This window comes from Streptomyces hokutonensis, assembly GCF_042751305.1.
GTDB classification, from domain to species: domain Bacteria; phylum Actinomycetota; class Actinomycetes; order Streptomycetales; family Streptomycetaceae; genus Streptomyces; species Streptomyces hokutonensis_A.
The window spans coordinates 36764-61408 of sequence record NZ_JBHYWD010000020.1; the positions used below are offsets into that span (position 1 = coordinate 36764).

General features: G+C 72.1%; 9 protein-coding genes. All 9 read left to right on the plus strand.

The window, feature by feature from the left end; genetic code table 11:
- Positions 1-16: 16 nt before the first annotated feature.
- The 9 genes from ACFXC1_RS38055 (at position 17) to ACFXC1_RS38095 (ending at position 24497) form a co-directional block, all read left to right on the plus strand.
- On the plus strand, positions 17-2485 hold the full coding sequence (locus ACFXC1_RS38055) for a hypothetical protein (RefSeq protein ID WP_381251644.1): 2469 nt from the start codon (positions 17-19) through the stop codon (positions 2483-2485).
- Entirely contained in the window at positions 2482-5670 is a 3189-nt protein-coding gene (locus ACFXC1_RS38060) for a right-handed parallel beta-helix repeat-containing protein (RefSeq protein ID WP_381251646.1), read from the plus strand. The genes ACFXC1_RS38055 and ACFXC1_RS38060 overlap by 4 nt, the downstream gene beginning before the upstream one ends.
- Before the next feature lie 153 nt (positions 5671-5823).
- Positions 5824-6153, plus strand: coding sequence for a WXG100 family type VII secretion target (locus ACFXC1_RS38065; RefSeq protein ID WP_381251648.1), 330 nt, complete (start codon positions 5824-5826; stop codon positions 6151-6153).
- Between the two features lie 34 nt (positions 6154-6187).
- Positions 6188-6478: a WXG100 family type VII secretion target gene (locus ACFXC1_RS38070; protein WP_381251650.1), complete on the plus strand. Its 291-nt coding sequence runs from the start codon at positions 6188-6190 to the stop codon at positions 6476-6478.
- A 1-nt stretch (position 6479) separates the two neighbouring features.
- Entirely contained in the window at positions 6480-7091 is a 612-nt protein-coding gene (locus tag ACFXC1_RS38075) for a hypothetical protein (protein ID WP_381251652.1), read from the plus strand.
- Between the two features lie 48 nt (positions 7092-7139).
- Entirely contained in the window at positions 7140-9398 is a 2259-nt protein-coding gene (locus ACFXC1_RS38080) for a WXG100 family type VII secretion target (protein ID WP_381251654.1), read from the plus strand.
- A gap of 43 nt (positions 9399-9441) precedes the next feature.
- Positions 9442-9873, plus strand: coding sequence for a YbaB/EbfC family nucleoid-associated protein (locus tag ACFXC1_RS38085; RefSeq protein ID WP_201050771.1), 432 nt, complete (start codon positions 9442-9444; stop codon positions 9871-9873).
- A complete protein-coding gene (locus tag ACFXC1_RS38090) occupies positions 9866-10237 on the plus strand; it encodes a WXG100 family type VII secretion target (protein WP_381251656.1) in 372 nt (123 codons plus the stop codon). Before ACFXC1_RS38085 ends, ACFXC1_RS38090 begins: the two co-directional genes overlap by 8 nt.
- Positions 10238-10247: 10 nt before the next feature.
- Entirely contained in the window at positions 10248-24497 is a 14250-nt protein-coding gene (locus tag ACFXC1_RS38095) for a WXG100-like domain-containing protein (RefSeq protein ID WP_381251658.1), read from the plus strand.
- The last annotated feature ends 148 nt before the right edge of the window (positions 24498-24645 follow it).

Sequence of the window (24645 nt, forward strand, 5' to 3'; positions counted from 1 at the left end):
CCTTCGCTCGACACCCGTGGGCGACGCTCTGCTCATCCATCCCAAGGGCCGATACGACGACCGGGCCGCCGCGTTCGCCGCCGGGATCGCCGAGGACCCGCACCACACCCTCGTCGTAGTGGACCTGCCCGCCAACGCCCTCGTCACGGAGTGGGAGGCGGTGGCCCGGCTCCTGTCGTCCGCCCGGTACGGCAGCCCGCGCCTGGTCTTCGGCCGGGGCAGCGGCGACGACATCCGTACCGCCTGCCGTCTCCTGGCCGAACGGCTGGAACGCGAGGTGCTCGCCCCCGACGGCGACCTCGTCCCTACCCTCACCGGCGGACTGTTCGTGCCGGGCGACGGCGGCGCGGCCTGGCTGCGGTTCCGGCCGGGCCTCGACCCCGAGCCGGCGGCACAGCGCTACCCCAAACCGCACTGGGAGTTCTCCGCGCCGACCCGCACCGGACCCGTCGGCGCCCACACCGTCGCCCAGCCGGTGCCGGCGGGTGTGTGGCTGCGCCGCACCGACCACGACCCACTGGCCGCCCACCACCAGCGTGCGGTCGAGGCCGCCCCCACCGACCCGCACCTCTTCCTGCTCGTCCTCGGCAGCCCCGGCAGCCCACCGCTCTCCGTCGACGACGTGACCCGTTTCTGGAACACCGTGCTCCCCGGCGTCCGCCCCGCAGCACGTTTCGTCCTCTACGGCAGCCTCGACACCCCCGCCGGCCACGTACCGGCCCAGACCCTCGCCGACGCCCTGAACCACCCGGTCACCCTGTACGACGTCCTGCCCTACGCCGAGCCCGACCGCCGGCCCGTCCCGGCCGAGTCCACCTACGTGCCCTCCGGGTCCGTCACACCGGGCGCGGTGTCGTCGCCAGGACCAGTCCCCGACGATCCGGCCACCCCCGGCGGCGGTGCGCCCACCCCCGTACCGTCCCCGCCGCCCATCCGCACGGAGTCCGGCACCGGCACGCCCGCTCCCGACAGCGGGGCTTCCACGACGGCGTCGCGGAACGCCTCGACACCGGACACCGTGAGCCCGGTGCAGGAGGAAACAGGCGCGACGGATCTCCCGAAGGCGCTCACCACCCCCGACGACCTCGACGACACGGACCTCTCGGAGGCGCCCACCGTCCGCAACGACGGCGCCGGTCCGTCCCCTGACGCAGAGCCCACCACCAGCGGCGCGGCAGATCTCGAAGAAGCCCCCACGATCCGAAACGCCCGGCGCACCCCCCGCAACAAGACCCCGGACCCGACACCGGTACCGGACCCGGCACCCGACTCCGCCCTGCCACCTGCACCTGCACCTTCGCCTTCCCCGGCACCGGCGACCGACTCTGCACGCATGCCCGACCCGGCAGCCGAGCCTCCGGTGACACCTCGCCCTGTCCCGACCTCGATGCCGACCGAGGCTCCGGTCCTGGCCTCGACTCCGGCCCCGCCTTCGATCCCACAGCCCGACTCCGCCCCTGCACCCCCCCTTTCTCCCGCCCCCGCGCAGCGCCTCGCCCCGCCCGTCGCTCCCCGGTTTCGGCTGGAGTCCGGTGCGCCCGAGCCGGAGATCCCGGAGGTCGAGGACGTCGGCGCTCCTGTGGCTGTGGACCCCCAGGTCGCGACCACGGGGACCGGCCCGGAGCCCGGCACCACGTCCGTCGCCGGTGGTGCGGTCGGCGGGGCAGGGGTTCGGGTGCAGCCCGTGCCCCGGGCCGCGGCCTGCGCGCTGCCGCCGGAGCGGGGTATCGCGCAGGAGCGGGAGTGGCTGCGCCGGACGCTCAGCGAGCAGTACAACGCCGTGGCCGGTTCCGTCTCGCGGGTGATGTCGGAGTCACCGGGCCTGCGCGGCGGATCCCGGACGGAGGTGGCGGACGCGCTGACCGAACTGGTCGCCGTACGCCTGTACTTGTCCGGCGACAGCCGTCAGGCCGACGCGGTCGTGCGTGAGGCGACGGCCGGACCGCACGTGCCGCTGGCGCGCTGTGTGACGGCGGGACTGCGCAGGCTGCCGTCCTACCGGGGGCCCGCCCTGCTGCGTACCCGCCTCGGCGAGGCGGAACGTGCCTGGTACCGCGAGGGCAGGCTGGCCACCGAGTGGGCGTTCTGCCATGCCCGTACGTCGTTGCACCCGGGCCCGTCCGGCAGCGGCGCGACCGACATGTTGATCTGGTCGATGACCGCTCGGCGAACCAGTTCGCTGGACCCCGCCGTCCCCGACCGGGTGCTGTTCCTGCCCGGCACCGCCTTCAAGGTGCTGCGCTCCGAGGGCTCCGCCGTGCTGATGAGAGAGCTGTCGCCGTCGGAGACCGCACACGGCGGCCGGAACGGCCAAGGCGGTCAGCGTGACGTACCGGCGAAGCTCGACGAGATCGCCGTCAAGGGACTGGAGAAGATCCTGGACGCCCTGGAACGCACCGGCGCCGATGCCGCGGCCGAGAGCGCCGACCCGCCCGGACTGATCGTGACCCCCCGTGCGGTCCGCACAGAAGGAGCCAAGCCGTGAGCAGGCAGGTCTTGCTGGTCTCCCCGGACCGACCGGGCGCCCACCGTACGATCGCGCAGGCGCTGGCCGAGGCCGCGGAGGGGGCGCTGATCACGGTCGCCCCCGGCCGGTACGAGGAGTCGCTGGTGATCGTCCGGCCCGTGACCCTGGCCGCGGAGGGCGGTGCCGGGACCGTACAGGTGCACGCGTCCGCCGGGAGCACGGTGGTCGTTGACGCAGAGGCGGTCCAGTTGTCCGGGCTCGTCCTGTCGGGCGCCGACCGCGACGCCCCGGTCCTCGACCTGCGGCGCGGGCAGTCGGCGCTGGAGGGGTGCCGGATCGAAGGCGAAGCGTGGACGGCAGTACTGGCCTGGCACGAGGGCACCCTGGCCGCCCGCGGCTGCCGGGTCACCAACCCGCACGGCGCGGGGGTGGTGGTCACCTCGCGCGGCGACAACGTACTGGCCGACACCGAGGTCACCGAGGCCGGATCCTCGGCGGTCGTGGTCGCAGAGCACGGCCGTCTCGACGTACGGGACTGCCGTCTCGACCGCCCCCGGGGCAACGGCGTCTGCGTCAACGGCAACGCCTCGGCGACCGTCGAGGACACTCTGATCACCGGCAGCGGCAAGCCCGCCGTAGCCGTCGAGCAGGAGGCGCGCGCCGTCCTACGACGGGTCACCGTGACGGGCAGCACCGCACTGGACGCGTATCTGACGAGCCGGGGCGAGATCACGCTCACCGAATGCGCGTTCTCCGGTTCGGGCGGGCAGTCCGTGCACATCGCCGACGGCGCAGTACCGCACCTGCGCGGCTGCGCAGTCACCGGTGCGGCCCGCAGCGGTATCCAGGTCACCGGGGGTGCCCGGCCGCGGCTGGAGGACTGCGCGATCACCGGCACTCCGGTGGGACTGCATGTCACCGGCGCGGCGACCACCGTCACCGCCACCGGGCTCGTCGTCCGGGACGCCCGGACCACCGCCGTGCAGGCCGCCGACTCCGGTACCGCCGAACTGGAACGGCTCACCGTCACCGGTTCCTCGGGCGCCGGGGTCCGGGCCGAGGGCGGCGCCCGGGTGGCTCTGCGGGACGCCGAGATCGCGATGAGCGGCGGAGACCGGAGCAGGGGCCAAGGGGCGGGCCAGGGGACGGGGCTGGGGCTGGGCGGGTCCGCGAGCGTGTTCGTCTCCGGCTCCGTGCTGCGCGAGTGCGGTGCGGTGGTCGGCGAGGACGCGGAACTGACCGCTCACGACTGCGAGTTCACCGGTTCGCCGGGCGACGCCGTGCGGGTCCTGGCGGGTGGTTCGTTCACCGCCGTCGGGTGTCGGATGACCGGCGCGCGCGGCCGTGGCGTCAACGCCCACGCCGACGCCCGCACCGACCTGGGCAACTGCGCGATCCAGGACAACGCCGGCGACCCTCCGGCCGACCGGGCGAGCGACGGGTTCGGCGCGAACGGCGAGGGCTTCGGCGCGGACGAGGGGCTCGGCAGTGACACGGCTGCGGGCGGGGAGTCGGGTGGTTCCGGGGGCCCGGGACCCGCGGCCGGCGGCGACATCGCCCGTTCGGGGACCGGGCCGCTGGCCGAACTGGAGGCGCTGGTCGGTCTGGAGAGCGTCAAGCTGGAGGTCACCGGGCTCATCAACCTCAACAAGGTGACCAAGCGGCGCACCGAGATGGGCCTGCCGATGCCGCCGATGAGCCGCCACCTCGTCTTCGCGGGACCGCCCGGTACCGGCAAGACGACCGTGGCCCGGCTGTACGGCGCGGTGCTGGCCGAACTCGGCATCCTCAGCCAGGGCCACATCGTCGAGGTGGCCCGCGCCGACCTGGTCGCCCAGATCATCGGCGGGACCGCCATCAAGACCGCGGAGGTCGTCAACCGGGCGCTGGGCGGGGTGCTCTTCATCGACGAGGCCTACACCCTGACGAACCAGTCCCGGGGCACGGGGCCGGACTTCGGGCAGGAGGCCGTCGAGACGCTGATGAAGATGATGGAGGACCACCGCGACGAGATCGTCGTCATCGCGGCCGGCTACTCCGAGCACATGGACCGGTTCCTCGCCTCCAACCCCGGTATGGCGTCCCGTTTCGCCCGCACGATCGAGTTCCCCAACTACTCCCCGGAGGAACTGGTCACCATCGTCCGCGGCCTGTGTGCCAAGCACTACTACGAGCTGTCCGACGACACCGTGGACGCGCTCTCCCGCTACTTCGAGACCGTCCCCAAGGGACCGACCTTCGGCAACGGCCGGGTCGCCCGCCAGGTCTTCGAGTCGATGATCGGCGCCCAGGCGTCGCGGCTGGCCATCCAGCCGCCGGGCCACGACAGCGAGCTGAGTCTGCTCACTGCCGCCGACGTCACCCCGGCCCCCCAGGCGCCGACACCTCCACCGTCACCTGCGCCCGAGGCCGGCCCCGTCCCGCCGCCGGCCACCCCGGCCCCCGAGACACCCGTACCGCCCCCTACCGTCCGCCACTTGGCCGCCCTCAGCGGTCTCGGCCCCGTCACCGACGCACTGATCGCGCGGCTGGACACCCTCGTCAGGCTCGGTCAGGGCACCGCGGGGCTCGCGGACGTCGTCCTGGAGGGCGCGCGGGGCAGCGGACGACGGGCCGTGGCCGCCGCGTACGGCAGGGACCTGGCGGAACTCGGCATCCTCCCGTCCGGCGCGCTCACCCGGGTGTCGCTTGCGGAGGTCCCGGCCCGGTGGGCTGAGCAGCCGCGCGCGTTCCTCGCCGACGTGTTCCGCCGAGCGGCCGGCGGTCTGCTGTTGTTGGAGGCCGACCCCGCCTTCGTGGCCCGCCCGGACGCCGAACAGGACGCGCTCGTCGACGCGTTGGCCGCGGAGACGGCGGCGCGCGATCCCCATGGCGTGGTCCTGGTCCTCTCGGGCAGCGCCCCGCGCCTGAGGGAACTGCTGCGCACCCGTACCGACTTGGCCGGGGTGTTCGCCGACTACCTGCCCCTGCCCGCGTGGAGCGGCGCGGGTCTCGCCGGGCTGACCCGACGGCGGCTCACGACGCTGGGCTTCGAGGTGCCCGACGACGTACTCGCGGCGCTCGCCGCACAGGACCCGGCCGACGGCGCGTACGGCGCACACCGGTTGGCGGACCGGATCGCCGCCCGCGCGGGCGCCCCCGCACTGGTCCTCGGCGACCTGGCGGGTGAACTCCCGCTGGAGGACGCGCTGGTGGTGGGCTGACGGGCCGCAGGGACAGAAAAACACGGTCGGCGGGGCAGCGCCCCCGGCTTCCGGCCCACGACGGGTACCACCCCGGGTCACCATCACCAACAGCGATCGCGATGAACCAGCCGCGGAACGACCGCGGCGAACCAGCTACGAGAGGAGACGGTCATGGCCGACCTCACATCCGTATCCACCGAGGGCATGCTGAGCGCCCAGGGCAGCTTCCAGACCGCCCTGGACGACGTCAACAGCACGTACGCCCAGATGCAGAGCCAGATCGACACGCTGCGCAGCAACTGGAGTGGTGACGCCGCCTCCACGTTCCAGGGCGCGATGGACACCTGGCTCTCCGACTTCGGCACCGTGAAGCAGCAGTTGGACCTGATGCTGCAGAAGCTCCAGGCGAACACCGGGAGTTACGACACCACACACCGGAACACCTCGGACGCGGCCACCCAGTTGCACAAGAACATGTCCAACCCGCTGCCCGGTTTCTGAAGCCTGCCACCACCCCATACACGAGGAGCGAACCATGCCTACGTACGCCGTCAACATGAACCAGGTCGAGTACGTGGTCGGTGAGATGGCCGCGATCAGCGGGAAGATCCAGGCGGCGCTGGCCGACCTGGACGACAGCGCCAAGGTGCACCTGAGCGAGTGGACCAGCGACGCCCGCAGCACCTACGACATCGCCAAGGCGAAGTGGGACGCGGCCGCAGCCGACATGGTGACCCAGGCCCAGAACGCGACCAACTCCCTCGGCTACATCAACGAGTCCTACCACGCCGGTGAGCGGCAAGGCGTGAGCCTCTGGGACCAGTGACATGACAGACGGCATCAGCGCGCAGAGCAACAGCGACAACAACACCACTACCACCACCGGGTCCACCGGGGACCACCACTACCACGGCGGCACGGACGTCCTGCACGTCCCGGGGATCCTCGACGACCGGAACAACTTCGTGCCCCCACCGGTGCCCGGCGGCGACGGGCACAACGGGACCTCGATCAGCACACCGTCGATGGACTTGCTGGCCTCCAACGTCGACCTGCTGATCCAGCCGGTCCGCGACGCCGCCACCAAGCTGAACGACGTCGCGATCGCGCCGGGCGCCTTCTACCACGCCAACGTCATGCGGACGAAGGTCAACGGGGCGAACGCCGACGGCGGTCTCAAGAAGAGCTACACCGACGCCCTCTCGGCCCTGGTCACCGGTCTGACGGACCTGCGCGACGGCGTGCGGTCGCTGAGCCAGCACTACGCCACGACCGAGGAGGCCAACAACATGTCGGCCCACGACCTCAGTGACGCCTTCGCGACCACCTCCGGAGACTTCAACCGGATGATGACGTCCAACGGCGGCACCGGCATCACCTCCAACACCGGTACGGGCAACTCGAACAGCAACACCGACACGAACACCACGACCACCTAGGCACAGGTTCGTCGGACAACGCATCGGTGGCTCCACGGGAGGGCGACAGTGCCGGACTACAACAGCGGCGGCTTCCATCAGGGCGAAGACGGGACGATCTTCGGCAATCCCGACGGCACCAACTCCGGAAGTGTCACGGACTACGAGAACTGGGACTGGAAGCAGATCAAGGCGGCCGTCTACGGCATGTCCTCCGGGGTGGGGACCGCAGCGAACCTGGCCCATGCCCGGTCCATCGCCAACCCGCAGTCCCTGATGGACGCGGCCAATGCCTTCCTCGATATCCAGCGCATCCTGGAGGCCGTCACGAAGAGCCTGGTCGACCAGGCCAAGGCGCTCGCGGGCGACAACGGTCCCTGGGGCGGCAGCGCGGCGGACGCCTTCCTCACGATGATGACCAACTTCTCCCGCCAGGTGAAGGCCAACGCCGATGTCCTGGCCGGGGGTTCGACCGGTGACCATTCCATCCCTCATCAGCTCGCCAACAACGCGATCTCCTTCCAGAGCGCGCAGAACAAGCTCGCGGAGATCGACGTCTGGTACGCCCACCAGGCCGTCCTGATGGGCGTGACCCCGATGTCCGACGGGCTGATCCCGATCAGTCAGAAGCCCGAACTCGTGGCGATGATGACCGACGACATGCGCGCCGTCCTCAAGAACCTGGCGCACTCCTACCAGGTCACGTCCGACGCCGTCGTGAACCCCACCCCGGTGACCTCGCCGACGAACAATCCGGACGGCTCGGGGAACGACGGCGACGGCCCGGACCTGAACACCCCGGACCTCGACGGGTCGGGCGCCGGGACCGGCGACACCGGAAGCCTGTCGGACCTTTCCGGCTTCCCCGACACCGGCCTGGACGGCGGAACCGGCACGGGCGACGGCATCGGCGACGTCGGAGACCTCGCGGGCCTGGACGCGTCCGCGGACCCCGCCGCCTACCCCGGTGACCTGTCCGGCCTCGGCGACACCGGCCTCGACACGTCCGGCATCGACGGCACGGGACTGGGTGACCTCGGTCTCGACGGTCTCGACCCCTCGGGCCTTGACAGCGCGCTGAACCCCGTTTCCTTCCCCGGCCTCGCCGGGCTGGGCGGTCTCGGCAGTCTGGCGGGCCTCGGCGGCAGCGGCCTGGGATCCGAGGGGGAGAGCTCCCTCGGCGGCCTGTCCGGCGCAGACCCGGCCGCCTTCGGCGACACCGGGCTCGGCGACGGCATCGCGGACGGTCTCGCCGGCGGCCTCACCGACGGGCTGGACAGCGGTCTCACCGACGGACTGTCCACCGGCTCGCCCTCGCAGCTCGCGACGTCCTCCGGGATGCCGTACATGCCCGGGATGGGCGGTACGGGGGCCAGTGGTGCCGGGCTGACGTCCGAGCCGACGGACGCCTCGGGGCTGCTCGACGCGAGCGCTGACCCCTGGGAGGGCGAGGAGACCCCCGGCGGCGACGACGTCGGCTCGGAGCTGGGCGCGGCGGCCGGCGGGGAGGGTCTGAGCGCGTCCGGGATGCCGTACATGCCGGGCATGGGCGGCATGGGTGCCTCCAGTGCGGGCCGGGACGCCACGAACGAACGGACCGATGCCTCGGGGCTGTTGGACCCGAGCACCGAACCCTGGGACGGCACCGAGGAGACCGGTGACGACGAGGTCGGTTCGCTCACCGGAACCCTGCCCGGAGTGCCGTACCTGCCCGGATTCGACGTGCACGGACCCGCCGCCCGCACCGCGACGGGCCGCGCGAGCGCCACGGCCGGCGAAGGCGCGGGGGAGTCCGCAGCGGCGGAAGAGGGTGCGGCTGCGGAGGGCCTGGCTGAAGAGGGCGCGACCGAAGGACGTACGGCCCCGGCCGCCGCTGAGGCGACTGTCGCGGTCGGGTCCGACGGGCTGCCGCTGCCCGCGCCCGACGACGGTGGCGTGGTCCTGCAGCCACTGGCCGACGACGGCGAGGAGGACTTCTCCGCGTGGGAGCCCGGCGCGGGCGCGGGCGCGTTCGTACCCGTGCTGTGGGCCCTGCGCGGAGAAGGCGAGCGGGAGACGGGACCCGAGGCGGAGGGGCCGGGGGCGTCCGGTGAGCCGCGCAGCACCTGGCAGCCGGACCGCACCGGCAGCGGGGCGCCGGCCGGCGTGAGCGGCGCTGTCCTCGGGACGGCGTACTGCGGCGACGGCGGCCCCGAACCGGAGGAGCCCCAGGAGGAGGTCGAGGAGGAACCGGAGGAAGAGCCGGCCGCCCGCGGGATCGCCGACCTGCTGGTCCAGCCGGAGAGCACCTGGGGTGCCGTCCCCGGGGACTCCGCCGCCGCCCTCTGACCTGACCTCCCGCCGAACACCGCCTGAAAGGAAACGAGTTCACATGCCCGGTCCCTACGACCAGCAGATCGAGGACCTGCTGGACCAGTACCGCCGCCAGCGCGACGAGGCCGCCGAGACCCGGCGCCGGATCAACGAGACGACGTCGACCGTGACCGCTCCCCGGCAGACGGTGAAGATCACCGTGGGTGCCCAGGGGGAGGTCACCGCCATCGAGTTCCCCACCGGTGCCTACCGGCGCATGGCGCCCAAGGAACTGGCCGACGTACTGCTCACCACCCTGCGGCAGGCCAGGGCCGAGGCGTTGGAGGGTGTTGCGGGAGTGCTCGCCGACCGGCTGCCACCCGGTGTGACCGTGCCCGACCTGCTCCAGGGCCGGGTCGACCCGGCCGCCGTCCTGCCCGAGGACCCGGCCATGCCCGACTCCGTACGCGACTACGTGGACCACGGCTTCAAGGGAGGCTCCGATGACTGACGGCACGTTCTCCGTCGACACCGAACAGCTTGAGCAGGCGGCCCCGCAGATGCAGGAGCTGGCCGGGCGGATCAGGTCCATCGCCACGAAGCTCGACGGCCGCCTGGAGTCCCTCGGCGCGTGCTGGGGCGACGACGAGAGCGGACGGCAGTTCCTGGAGCAGTACGCCGAGCCCAAGCGGCAGCTCAGCGCCGGCATCACCGGTGCGGGCAACGTGCTCGACAGCACTGTCGAAGGAATCCGGACGATGGCCAAGGGGTTCGCGCAGACCGAGGAACAGAACGTGGAAACCCTCCGCGCCGTCACACCTGCCGCCGACTCCGTGACGACGAACGGTTCGTCGTCACACCACACCCGGCGCTGAGTCCCCGCGTATGAGCGTCGAGATGCCCCCCGAGCTGGCCTGGGTCGCCCGGCTGGCGGTCGGACAGGCCTGGCCGAAGGGCAACGAGGACCACCTGCATGCCCTGGGCCAGGCGTGGAACGATGCCGCGCAGGAGCTCAAGGGCATCAGCGGACAGCTCGGCGCGTCCGGCAACGGAGTCCTGGAGAGCGTGGGCGGGGAGGTCGCGGACCAGTTCCAGGCCTTCGTCACGCAACTGGAGTCCAGCCTGCCGGAGATGGCGGAGTCCGCGAACCAGCTGGGCAAGCTCGGCAAGAACACCGCCGTCCAGGTCGAGTACTCCAAGTTCATGATCCTCGGTCAGCTCATCCTGCTGGCCGCGCAGATCGCGGAGTGGATCTTCTTCGCGCCCGAGGTCATCCCGCTGGCCATCACGGCGGCCCGCGTCGCGGTGAAGATGATCCTGCGTCGGCTCCTCATCTCGATCGCGACCGGTGTCGCCCTCAACGTCGGTCTCGACGTCGCCGTCCAGACCATCCAATTCCTCAAGGGCGACCGCACCGAGTGGTCCACCCAGAACACCGTCTCCGCCGTGGTGTCGGGTGCGATCGGCGGGGCCGTGGGCGGCATCTTCTTCGGCGCGGGGGGCGTCCTGGCGCCGAAGTTCGCGCACTCGCTGTTCGGCAAGGGCATCCTCGGCGCGGCCACCGGCATCGGCACCGCCGGAATCATGTACGGCATCTATCACAGTGGGGAGGACGAGTTCGGCTCGTCCATCAGCGCGGGTGCGCTGGGTGCGCTGGGCGGCGGCGGAAAGCGGCGGTTCGGCGGCAAGGGCGACACGGTGAAGGTGGACCCTGTCCACGTGAACGTGCCGGAGGCACTCACGTTCGACCTGCCCGGAGTGGTGTCGGCCGACAAGACGCAGCTGACCGGCACGGACACCTTCAAGGAATCGACGGACAACACGACGACGGCCGCCACGAACGGGACCGGGCACACGACCGCTTCGGAGGCCACGACCAGACCGGCTGCTGTCGGCACCACCGATACGGAGCACGACGCCTTCCGCACCGGGAACGCGGGGGCCGTGCACGGGACGACCCACACCGCGTCCTCTCCCGTCACCGCCGAACACGAGAACGGGCTGCCCGGATTCACGACCACCGTCACCACCGCGTCGAGCACAACGGCGAGTACGACAACGTCCAACGCCGGCGCCTCGTCCGCCACCCGCGCGGGGGCGCCCCCCACCACGCCGACCCGCGTCACGACGGGTGGCGGCGGCATCGCCGGAACCGGAACCACGGCCACGAACGTGAGCCGCCCTGCGACCACCAGCGGCTCAGGTACCACCACTGCCACCGGCTCCGCGCGTCCGTCCACGGTGAGCACGGGCACGGCGAACACGTCCACGGTGGGCACGAGCACCGATCGTGGCACCGGCTCCACGGGCCCGGCGTCACCCGTCCGCGCGGAGTCCGGCACTCCGTCGGCCGCCGGAACGCTTACGCAGACCGCCGGACCGGAAACCGCCGGGCCGACGGAGTCCACCGCCACCGCGAGCACGACGCAGCCCGAGGTCGAGGCCGGCGCCACCGCGCACGAGACCGCCGCCGTATCGCAGCCGGAGACCGCGGCAGCCGTCGGCCGGCCCCACCAAGAGGCCGGCGCGCCGATCCCGGACCCCACTCCACCCCCCGGTGGGCGCCCCGACGGATCGGCCTCGCCCCCTCGTATGAAGCTCGACCGCACGCCCCGCATCGTCGTCCGGTCCACCTTCGAGGCACGGCGGTTCATGTACCGGGGCGAGCCGGTCACCGACCTCACGGTCAAGGTCGCCTTCCGCGACGGTGGCGGAGGGCACGACACGGACGCCGTCTGGGCCAAGGTGACGGCCGGGGTCGAGGAGTACTTCAACGCGCCGGGTTACCACCTGCCTGGCACGGACCACACTCCCGGTACCGGTGACCGGCTGCACGTCACCGTGGTCCACGCGAAGCCCGGCGAAGAGGCTCACCTGACGGTCGATCTCGTCGACGGCGACAGGGCCATGGACCAGCGGAGATGGCGAACGGACGCGCAGCCCGTCGAATACGCCCACGAGCTGGGTCACCAGACGCTCAACCTGCGGGACGAGTACCGTGACCAGGCTGTTCCGCACCGCCCCGATGTCAAGGGCGGTCTGATGGGCAACTTTCACGCCGACTCGCCCGAGGGGCTGCGCAGGGGCGGTCTGGGCGACCGTCATCTACAGCTGAGCGCCGCTGTCGTAGGTGAACTCCACCTTGAGAACCTGGGACTCGCGCACGACGCCGAGTGGGAGCAGGCGCACGCCGCGGCGACGGCCCACACGCGCAGTCACACGTGGGTCGACCCGGTCTCCGAACCGTCGCGCTACAAGACGTCGGACGGTTCCGCGCAGGACATGTCGCCGGTCGTGGCCCCGCGCACCATGACCGCAGCGGATCTCGCCAGGGCGATGAACGCGGGATTGAGGGGCCGGCGGCAGTACGACTCCGACGAGGAGGAGCAGCAGGAGCCGGATTGGAGTGAGGACGAAAGCGACACGCCTGCCACGCGCGGCTCCACCGCTCTGCCGGGGCCCTCCCGCTGGACGGCACCGGCTCCCGCTCACGACATGGCGCGGCTCGGCATCGGATCGGACACCCAGGGACAGGTCCCGGACCGTCCCGGGTCGCCGGAGTCCGAGGAGCGGACAGGGCACACCGATGCCGGCGAACACCAGCCGGTCGCGGATGAGGAGACGGTGCCCCCTCCGTCGGTACCTGTGCTGGAGGCGTTGCCGTCCGGGCCCTTCGAGGCACACACACTGTGGGCGGCCGACGACTTCGCCTTCTTCGGTGTGGCCGTCCACGAGCTCCGGTCCGACGACACGATCCGTACGACCCCGCTGGCGTACTCGCACGAAAACGAGGCGGAACGTCTCCCGGCGGAGGACGAGTACAACTGGCCGAGGTGGGATTACCGGAAACAGGCGTACGACGCCATGTCGGCCGCCGCCACGCACCGGCTTCACCTGATCACCGAGCGGGCGAAGGAGATCGTCCGCACGGAAGGGGCGGACGATCGGGAACGAGAGCGAGCCGAACGTCTGCTGAAGACCGAGGAGTCCCTGAAGGACGGCCACTGGAAGCCCGAGTACCGCAGCGAGTTCCTGCGCGTGCAGATGCTCATGGGGGAGAGCGACTTCCTGAGCGCGCTGCCGCAGGAGCTGGTCGTGAACGAGCGTTGGGGGGAACGGACCCCGGCCGATGCGGACGTCGTGACGCCGTGGGCCCTGGTCTCGCCGGACGATCCGACGGGACCGATCGGCGGTCCGCTGCACGGACCCGACGGTGTGTCGGCGCGGTTCCACGCTTGGCTGGACGAGAACGGCGGCGACAGCGTCTGGCTGGCAAACTGGGCCATGGAACAGTCGGGCGGCTCCAACACCACTGAGGCGCTGCGGTTCAAGGTGATGATGAGTCACTTCCGTCCGCCGCAGCATGACCGGGGCTTCTACATGTCTCGCCTCGACGGCCCGGGGGTGAAGAACGACGATGCTCCGTACACGGGGCACGAGAACGCCGTGCCGGTGCTGAACTTCGCCCCGGAGTACGTGCGGAGCATCGTGGCCCAGCACGTCTTCACCCACGAGATCCTGACCCGGGTGAAGATGCCGAACGTGGACCCGAAGAGGGGCGTCGTCCAACTCCTGCGCCTGGACAAGCGATCCGTGGTGGACGAAGCCAACGGTGATCGCACCCCGGACACCGGCGCCCGGATCGGTCTGCGGCGCGGGCCCGCGGATTCGTACAGCCTGATGGAGCCGTACAAGGACCAGCACGACACCAAGAACCACGGGCTGGGGTCGTTCTGGGTCACCTCGCAGGAGATTCCGCTGCACCAGGTCTTCGGAACGTACCTGCAGAGCAGAGCGCCGATCGAGGGGGAACGCGAGCACACCCTCTTCCTCTACGAGAACGAGAACGAGTTCCTCGCGATGTCCGACGGCGTGGAGACCGTCTTCCACGGCACGGACACGCCCCCCGTGATGCAGGTGGCCCGGGAGGTGTCCGATCCGCACCCCGACGAGGTGTTCCCCCGTGCCCCGGTGGCCGACGCGACCGACCGGGCGGCCCAGGCGCCGGAGACCGGTCAACAGGCGCATTCCGGTTCGGAGTCGGCCGGTGGCTCGGGGAACGGGGACTCGCGGGTGGTGTCCCCTGCCGTGGCCCGGTCGCAGTACGGGATGCCGGAGAAGAACTTCGGCAAGTTCCGGAATCTGGCGCGGGCACGCAATCTCGTGATCGACGTCCGGCCGACCAACACGGCCGCCCCGAACTGGCTCGATCAGGGGAAGCTGCCGAAGCCCAAGGACATCAAGGCGAAGTCCGTCAACGACCTGGACGTCCTGCTCGGCGCCAGGGACGAACACCGCGGTCTGATCGGCTACTTCGAACCGGTCCTGCCCGAACGCGGGAACCTCGACGACAGGACCTGGGAACAGCTCGAAAGGCGGTTCGCGCAGCGCGCCGAGGAGTTCGAGGCCCTGGCGCCGGTGATGGCCGACCTCCGGGACCAGGGCCGGTTCAAGGTCGAGAACGGCCTGGTGTACGGCCGGGTCGGCGAGGACAACTGGACCGAGATCACCGGCGACCACGACGTGTTCGACATCAGGACACCGGGCGGTAGCCGGCTGAAGGGGGATCCGTACGACGCGGTCGTCAACACCATGATGACCAACGACATGGCCGTCATGCACGGCGCGCACATGGACTGGGAGCCGACGACGCCCTTCAGCAAGGGCATCTTCAGCAAGATAGTGGAGTCCCACCAGGAGGGCGGCGAACCGCTCCTGCGCTTCAGGCCGGGCCTCAACGACGCCGAACTCGTCCACGCCCCGGCGGAGTTCCGCTTCAAGGGCCTGAAACCCGAGCAGCACGACGAGCCCGTCACCCGGAACGACGGCTCCACTCTCCCGCCTGCCGACATCTCCCGTCCGCGTTCCGCTTCGATCCTCCCGTCCGCCGCCGGATCCACCACCCGGCAGGCCGAGCCGCCGCCGGCGATCACGCACGCGGAATCCGCCACCTCCCTCGCCGAGCCGCCGCTCGTCCGCGCCGACTCGCCGGTCACACACGCGTCACCGAGCCCCCGTATCGAGCACCCGGTTCTTCCCACGTCGGAGTCCGGCGCGACGGCCGGTGCGCGGCTCGGCGAGCCCGAGGAGCTGCCCGAGACATCGCCCGCCGAGGCTCCCCTCGCGGAACCCCTGGCGAAGCCCCCTGCGGAGCCCCTTTCGGAGTCACCCGCGATGCCTTTCGCGGAACCTCTCGCAAAGCCTCCCGCGGAGCCGGAGGGCGACACCTCGCCGCCGCCTCCGCCCGGCGACGATCCGCATCGGGCCGGTGACCCCGGGACCACGGACCACCCCGCGCCGCCGCCCGCGCCGCCCGGCCTGTTGGGCGGCCGTCACCAGCAGTCGCTGGCCGGTATCCGGATCACCGACGCCCCCGGCCCGGACGACCTGCGCGAGCAGGTACTGGCGACCCTGCCCGCCGTGCACCGCACCGACCGCCAGGTCGTGCAGACGCTCGACGCGGAGTTCGACCCCGCCGACTTCCGCACCCGGCACGAACAGATGGTCAACGGCGGCTGGCGCTTCCAGCTCCGGGTGGCCGGAGATGTGCACGACGTGGTGCTCACGGCCCGGCCCGGTCCCTGGCGGCTGCGCGCGGACCAGGCGGCGGCCGAGGAGAAGGAGGGCAAGAGCTTCGACCGGTCCACCGAGGCCAAGCGCGCGGCCGAGCCGAAGAAGGCCGCGCTCACCACCTCGCAGGCGGGCCTCGACCTGGCCCCGACCGTGATCCTCCCGGACGGTTCACGGGGCGACCGGCTGGGCCTGATCACCCCCTCCGTCAAGGCGGGCGGCAGCACGCACGCGACCGAGACCTCGTTGAACGCCGGCGCCGAGACGGGCACGAAGACCTCGCTCACTGGCCCCACCGACACCTATGTCTCCCCGTTCCGCTACGAGTCGACCGTCACCGGCCCCGACGGACGCCCGCTCCCGCGCCCTGCCGGTGCCCCTCTCACCGCCGACGTGACCGCGGAGATCACCCGCCTGGACCCGGCCTCCACGGACGGCCGCCCCAACGACTGGAACGGCTGGGACAGCGACCGCCCCGACCGTGCGGAAGGCCGCCCGCTCGACATCACCGGGCTGGCCGCGCTGCACGAGGACGTCTTCCGCCGCCTGCCCCGCGAGGCCCGCCCCGGCGGCACCGCGCACAACGACATCCTGGAATTCCTGTCCCCGAAGAACGTCGTCGACGGTTTCGAGCACGCCGCCGGCTGGGGCCTGACCTCCAAACGGCTCTACCTCAGCGACGGCGGCCACGCCTGGCTCCGGCTCACCCTGGAACCCGGGACGTCGGTACGCGAGGGCACGGTCGCCGACAAGGACACCGTCACCAGCAAGGAGACCGGCGAGCACGCCACGGGCCGCACCGACACCTCCGGCTGGGGCCTCGGCCTGAACGGCGGCGGCGCGCGGCGCCTGTGGCAGAGCAGCACGACGAAGGAGTCGTCCTGGCTGACGGTCACCGGCGGCTACTCCTACGCGTACAGCCAGGCCCACCAGGAGAAGGGCAAGCAGACGTTCTCGCTGGAACGGAGCCTGGAGCACAAGGGCACCGGCGACCTGGTCAGGACGGCCGCACGGTTCCGGCTCGAAGTACTGCGCGAGCGGCTGTCCCCGGGCACGGACGGTCTGCACGCGGTCCGCGAGGAACCCGACGCCGCGCCCGCCCGGGACGAGGAGAACCCGCCCGCCCCACGCACCGGCACGGTCATCCGCGTCAGCCACCAGCCGTCCGCCGCCGCCGAAGGAAGCCACACTCCCGTCCCGGCCGCCGACAGCCTGCGCCGACCCCTGATCGCCGCGCGCACCGCCTTCGTCGACGTGCCCGGCGCCCGGCAGCTGGAGCGGCACATCACCGAGCGGCTGCACGAGCTGGCGCCCGGCACCCTGCCGCCGCCCGAGGGCGCGGCGGCCGGACGTGTCACTCCGCAGGCCATGGAGAACCAGCGCCTGCTGCGCGAGCGCCTCTCCCGGTCCGGGCTGCGCGCCGACGGCGGACGGCTCCTCGACGGCACCTTCCGGATCACCCTGGACACCTCCCACCTGCCGGGGCTGCCCGGTCGTACGTACGAGGTGGTCGTCCGGGCCGACATCGGGGCCGGGCACCACGACGGGGCGGCGGCGGGCACCGCGAAGGACACGGTGGCCCGAGGGCACGCCACCGACAAGGCGGTGACCCGGGGCGGCAAGCACACCCTGGGGGTCAGCGGCAATCTGCGCAGGGCACTGAACCCGCCGGACACCGTACGGGCGTTCGGGAACGCCGGTGTCGACGTCTCCTACGGCCCTTCCCGGCAGACCGTCGTGTCGGGCGAGACGCAGGCCAAGCGGACATTCCAGTACAAGGGACCGGCGGACGCGTTCAGTTACCCGGTGACGTACCGGGTGTTGGTCGCGCCGCACCGGGAGGGAAACCCGCCGGGCACCCTGCCGGCCGAACGCCCTGCCGACGGCAGGGGAGCGGACACCGTACGTGAGGTGGTCCTCGGGGCCGCCGACCGGCTGCGGGTCGAGGTACGGCAAGCGGAGCGGTCGGCCTCCGCACCCCGGCATCTGCGGCCCGCCTGGCTGCCGCAGTCGCACGCCGTCACACGGGTCGCCGACGAGGCCGGCTTCCAGCGGCAGGCGCGGGCCGCGCTGGAGGCGGCGTACCGGTCCCGGGAGCCCGACGTCGAACCACCGCGACTCCCCGAACTCGACGAGGCCGTGACGGCACTGGCCGGCCGCGCCCAGCTGCCCGGTCTGGTGTCCGCCTCGCACGCCGGCTGGGCCAACACGCTCGACCGGCACGTCGACGACGGCCGGGCCCCCGACACCGTGGGCCTGTCGGTGCGCACCCGGCTGATCGACCTGCACTACGAGGAGACGCTGTCCGGGGACAGCACCCTCGACCTGGAGCTGAAGGCGAGCGGAGCCACCACCCTCGCCGACCAGACGTCGTCGTCCGTCAAGGGCAGCCTCGGACCGGACTTCGGTCTGTTCCCCGAGACCGCGGCCGGCGCGCTCACCACCTCGTTCCAGGTACGCGGCGGCGGCAAGGGCAAGGCCGGCGGCCAGTGGGACGCCGTGGACACCCTCAAGCAGCAGACCGCCACCACCCGCAAGGTCAGCCACACCGGAACCTGGCACGTCTACCGGGCCACGGCCGAGGTGAGCATCGCCGGCCGCCTCACCGAGGCGTCCGGCGCCTCCCACGTGGGCCGCCCGAGCCGTCACCACCACGACATCCACGTCCTCCTCTCCGACGAGGACGTGACCCGTCTGCAGAACGCGGCCCTCACAGACCCGGCCGTCCTGCCCCCGGAACGCCGCGCCACCCTGCTGGACCAGGGCATCTCGGGCGGTGCTCTGGTGGAGCTCCCCGGCACCGACCCCATCCTTCAGGAGATAGACCGGCAGCTGCGCGGACCGGACGCCGGCACCGTCCCGGACTCCGCCCTCCCCTTCGCCGACACCTACTCACCGGACACCCTCGCCGCCCGCTACGACGAACTCGTCGGCCCCGGCATCCTGGACCGGCACGTCGAGGTGACACGCGCCGGACACGTTGTCACCGAGGTGCTGGTGCGCGGGATCACCGACGGCTGGCGCGACGACGGCTCCCGCTCGGACCGCCCGCTCACCCGTGACGTCACCGTCGCCCACACCGTCAAAGGAAAGGCCGGCGCCAAGGCCACGCTCGGCGCCGAGGGCAATCTCCGGGCCTCCGCACGCCCTCCGGCGGTGCCCCACCTCAACTCGGTCTCCATCACCCCCGCCGGCGGACTCGAAGGCGGCCGGGGCAGCAGCGCCGAGTCCGGCGTGACCACCACCGTCGGCCACAAGACGTCCGGCTACGGCGACACCAACGCCCGCTTCACCGCCGGCCTGAGCTACGAGGTGACGGTCACCCGGCGCACCGAGACCGGCCGCTTCGTACACCTGCCGGAGGAGCCGCGGACCATCGGTCCCTACGGCGCGACCGCGTGGGTGCCCGAGTCCCTCACCGAGAGCGCGACCGCCGCGCCCCACCCGCACCTGCCCGGCGACGACGCTCCCCGCCCCGCACCCTCCGCCGAGCACCCGTTCGACATCGAGCTCGCCCGGGTGGCCGGACCGGGACCGGCGGAGCGGATCGGCTGGCACAACGCCCTGCGCGAGGCGCACGACCTGGTCGGCTTCGACAACACCAGATCCCTGCACGACACCGCCGTCCAGGTCCAGGCGGCCCCACGCCCGTGGGGCGACGGACTGCTCGGACACCTGGGCTCCTATTACTCGTGGGCCCTCTCCCAGGGGGCGGACCTGACTCGCTGGGCGGCGCGCTCCACTCTGCCCACGCAGCTGACCGGCACCGTCTCCCGCTTCCTGGACACCTTCACGGCCGACCCCCGACTCGGACCCGAGCACGACCTGACCAAGGAGCAACGCCTCACGCTGGAGGAGCAGTTCGCGATCCGCCAGGTGTTCTCCGGACAGTCGCTGCCTGCCCTGTTCCACCAGCTCGACACGCCGGCCGGCGAGTACCGGGTGCCGGGGACCTCGGTCGCCCTGTCGATGGAGGCCATCGGGCCCCCGCAGGAGGTGGGCCGCCGTGACGCGGCCGACGACGAACTCTCCGTCGCGGTCAAGGGCGAGTCCGCCACCGCCGCCACCAACACGTTCAACTGGTCCCTCTCCCCGCTCGACTTCGCGGTCCTCACCGAGGACCCGGTGGGCAGCATCCCCCTCTCCACCGGGCGTATGACCCGGGACGAGACCTTCGACTCCGCCCGCCCCGTCACCCGTACGCCCGGCACACCGAGCAGACCCACCCCCAACTCGGCGCTGCGGCAGGGCATTCCGGCCACGGAACCCGGCAAGGCCAAGGTCACTGGTGCGGCCTCGCTGATGCGCCAGCCCGTCAGGTTCACCGTCCGAGGCCACGACGACAACGGCCCCTACGGCACCCCCCGCACCGTCACCGGCCACATCTTCCACTGGACGGCACCCCACGACCCGGCTGCCCTGTCGGCTTCGGGTTCTGCGGTTGCGTTCGCTTCGGGTTCGTCCCCCCGTCCCGCGGCTTCGCCGGCTTCGGGTTCCGCCGCGCCGTTCGCTGCGCGCTCCACCCCCCGTCCGGCCGCGTCGTCGGCTTCCGGTTCTGATGCGCTGTCGCGCCTCGGACTGCCCCGCCGTCCCGCCGCTTCGTCTCTCGCCGGCTCCGTGCACCGGCCTGCCGTTCCCTCCTCTCTCGGCCCGTCCCGCCGCCTTACCGCCCCATCCCCATCCGGGGCCGCGCACAGTTCAGCCGCGGCCCCGTCCTCTCTCGCGCCAGCCCGCCGGGCACCCGCCGCCACTCCTCCTTCCCGCCTCTCATCACCCGGCTCCCGCCCCGCCGACACCAGTCCGCCCGAGTTCGCGCCCCGCGCGCCCCGAGCCGAAGTCCCGGCAACCGCCCCGAATCCCACACACACCGAGCCCCAGGCCACTAGCTCGGCCTCGGTACCCAGCGCCACCTCTGCGCACACCCGCGACATCGCCTTCCCCGCCGAGGACGTCACCGCGCCCACCCCTACCGAGACCGCCCATGTCGACACGCTCGCCGCCGAGGTGGCGCAGGACGCGGTACGGCGCGCGGAGAGCGGGCTCGGGCTGCCGGCCGTCCTGGTCACCGGGCACGGCACCGCGTCCGTGTCCGGCCTGCCCCACTTCGGCAGGGCTGTCCAGGTCGGCGCCGAACGTGCCGAGGGCGTCCGTGCGCTCTTCGTGCGGCGCCTCGACGCCCATCTGCGGGACCTGGGCTCCCCGTTGACGTCGGACGCGTTCACGATCACGGCCGAGTCCCGCGGCCCGGAGCTCCCGCACGGCACGGACCCGGCGCAGGACACTCCGGAGGCCCGCCGCCGCGCGGTCATCACGGTCACCCACCCGTCGGGCACGGGCCACGCGTCACCCGTCGCCGCTGAACATCCGAGGCTCCATGCCAAGGGGTCCCCGGCACCGTCCCACGAAGAACACGAGGTGCCCGAAGCCGCCGCATCCCCCTCGGACGACCGCCCGCCCCTGCGGCCCGAGCAGTGGCGCGCCCGGCGTGAGCAGGCCGCCTGGGCCGTGCTGCGGACCGAGCGGTACGACCCCGCGCGCGACCCGCTTGCGGACCGCCCCGGAGCCGGACTGCTGGGCGGCCGGGACGTCGTGGTCCGCGCGGCCGTTGCCCGGATCCAGGCGGAGGACGGCCGCTGGATCCGCAACCTCTCCCTGCATCTGCCGGTGCGCTTCGGCGACGGATTCGGGCCCGGTGACCTGGCCGCCTACCGTGAGCGCCTCCAGTCGTTGTTGGACACGCACGTGAACGACGGGCGCCGACTGCCCGGCTCGGGCGACCAGTTGCACATCGACGTGGACCTTGAGCACCGGCCGGACCACCCGGAGGCCGTGGAGATCAGCCGGAGCGACGCGCCGCAGCGCGCCTGGGACCAGTTCACCTTCCCGCTGGGCAACCACGAGGGCGTGCGGGACGACGCCCGCGCACTCCACGAACTGCTGCACTACAGCGGTCTGCCCGACCGCTACCACGACGTCACGACGCTCTTCCGCCGCCTCGAAGAGCAGACCGACCGAGCCGGCCTCATGGCGGACATCGACAGCATCGACGTACCCGACACCTACCTTCAGACGATCGCCGAGGTCACCGAATCCGGTCCTGTCCTGCGCGACCTGCCTTACACCGGGGAGGACGGTAAGCCGGCCGTCGCCCCGCCGGGGCTGAGCGGAGCCGCCGTTCGCGAGATCCTGCTCGCGGTGGATCCGGACCCGGTGGCCCCGGCCCGGCCGCCCGCCGCCGCGCCGTTCGCCGACCGCTCCGACGCGGAGGTCACCGAACTGGCCCGCCAAGTCTTCGACGAGGGAACCGAGTTGACCGGCGGCGGTCGGAACTGGCGGGGCATCGGGCGGCCCGAGTTCGACCCCACCCAGTACCACGTCCGCCACGACGACGGGGAACGGGCCCGGCACGGCATGCCCTGGGACGAGGGCGCCTATGTCGTCCTGGCCCGGGCCGGCCATGACCGCATCACCCTGGAGACCCCGCACGGGAAAGTCCGGCTGACGAGTGTCGAGGACTTCGTCGCCCTGTTGGTGCACGATCCCAAGCGCCCGCCGGACGCCGACATCGTGCTGGCCGTGCGCGGCCTTCCACAGGACGCCTTCGGTCTGCCGGAGGCGGTGTTCGCCGCCACGGGGAACCGGGTGTGGTCGCCGTCGGGCGGGGAGCTCGAACTGACCCGGGTCCGAGGGAAGGTGATGGTGGAGCGGATCGAGTTGTCCGGCCGTGACCCGCATTGGGCTCCGACCACCTCGGCGGCGGGTCCCGACCACTTCGCGCACCTGCGGGCGCAGCGCCTGGCCACCGACGAGTACAGGGTCTGGGCCCCCGGGGACGAGTCCGTGCTCTTCCACCGACTGCCCGCCACCGAGCTGACGGCCGACCCCGCCACCTCCTCGGCCGCCCCCTTGTTCCTGCCCACCCAGGAACTCGGCGTGGTGCCCGTCGGGGACTTCCCGGTGATCCATGTGTCGCAGGACCACACGCTGGCCATCGACGCCGGTGGGCTCAGCCAGCACGCGTACGCCACCGAGCGGGCCGTCGATGAGGCCAACGCCAAACTGGCCGCCGCCGGCAGCAAGGTGCGGCTGAAGGCCGACCCTGAGATCGCCCTCACCTTCATTCAGGCCGACACCCTGCCCACTCCGCCGCTTCTCCAGGTCACCCCGCAGTTCCTGACCCGCTCGGGTCGCTCCGAGGAGGAGACCTGCCGGGACTTCGCACAGATGGTGTCCGGCGAGCTCAGGGCCTCGCACGTGGTGTTCCGGACGCCGGGACGGGTCTCGACCGGCCGGATCAGCGCCCTGGACACGGCCGAGGTCACCGGCACGCACCACCTCGCCGAGTCCCTGACCGAGGTCGCCGACGGGAAGATCGCCCCGGCCACCACCGGCCCGTCCTGGGCGGCGGCCCAGATCGCCCGGGACAACCGGGGCGTCGGCGGTCAGGGCGGCGCGCCGATGCCCGGCCGGGAGTACGGAAGCGCGCTCAGCTACGAGTACGTGGACGACCCGCGACGCGACGCCGTGACGCGGGCGGCGCGACAGACCGGGATCAACGAGGGAGCCTGGGCCGAGGTGGGCGAGGGCTACCTGGTCCAGTCGATCAACGCGGCCGACCCCGAGGGAAGGCCGACCCTGGCGGTCAACTACGCCAAGCCCACGGCGAGCAACGGCTCGCACTTCGGTTACCACTTCGCGAGCGTCGTCCTGGCAAGCGAGGACGGCCAGTCCCAGCTCACCCTGGAGAACCACGCCCGGGTCGGCAGGAACAAGACGGAGATGAGCGCCGCGGTCGAGGAGAACCTGCGCAGCTCCGCCGCCCAACTGCGCGCGCTGGCCACCCGACTGCACGAGCAGGCGCACTTCGCGGAACGGGTGGGCGCCGACCCGGCGCGCCAGGAGGCTCTCAAGTCCAAGGCCCAGCTCGCCGATCTGCTGGTCACCGCGAGGGAGGCCCGCGACCGGGGCGCGTCCGCGGAGGAGCAGAACCGCACGTTCCAGCGGGCCGCCAAGGCCATGCCGAAGGCCGCCTCCATGATCGACGGCAAGCACCAGTGGTACTTCCGCTCCTACAGCAAGCGCCCCGGGGAGTCGATGCACGAGTCCCATGCGGAACTGCTGTCCGACGACCATGCGTCGGCCGAGGCGAACCCGCTCACCCTGGTCGTCCTCCACGGCCACGCCGTGTCCGCGCCCGAGTTCCGCTCCATCCCCTTCGACACGCCCGGCACCATGGCGGAGAGCGCGGGCTCCAAGCTCGACTACCTGGCCGAGCACGTCGTCCGCACCGGTCTCTGGAACCTGGCCCACGGCCTGCGTCTGCCGACCGTCCGGCTGGCCGGCCAGGGCGACGGCGCCAAGCCGGATCTCGAACGCGACCTCACCATGGCCACCCGGATCCGCGACGAACTGCGCACCCGGATCGCCGCCCTCCTCCAGGAGCGCGGCGCGACCACGACCGCCGACGCCTTCACGATCCACATCGCCGCCGGTCTCCGCCGCGACGACCGTCGAACCCGTGGCCCCCAGGTCAGGTTCGAGGTCGATCACTGGCGCGACCTCTAGGACGACTACCCCGCCCCGGAGGATCAGTGACGCGGGAGACGGCGACGCGACAGGCACGGGCCTGAGTGTCAGCCCGGACGCCGCGTTCTGTTCCAGGAAACGGCGATCTGACCGGGATTGGCTCGTTAGCCCTTTCGATCACGCCCGA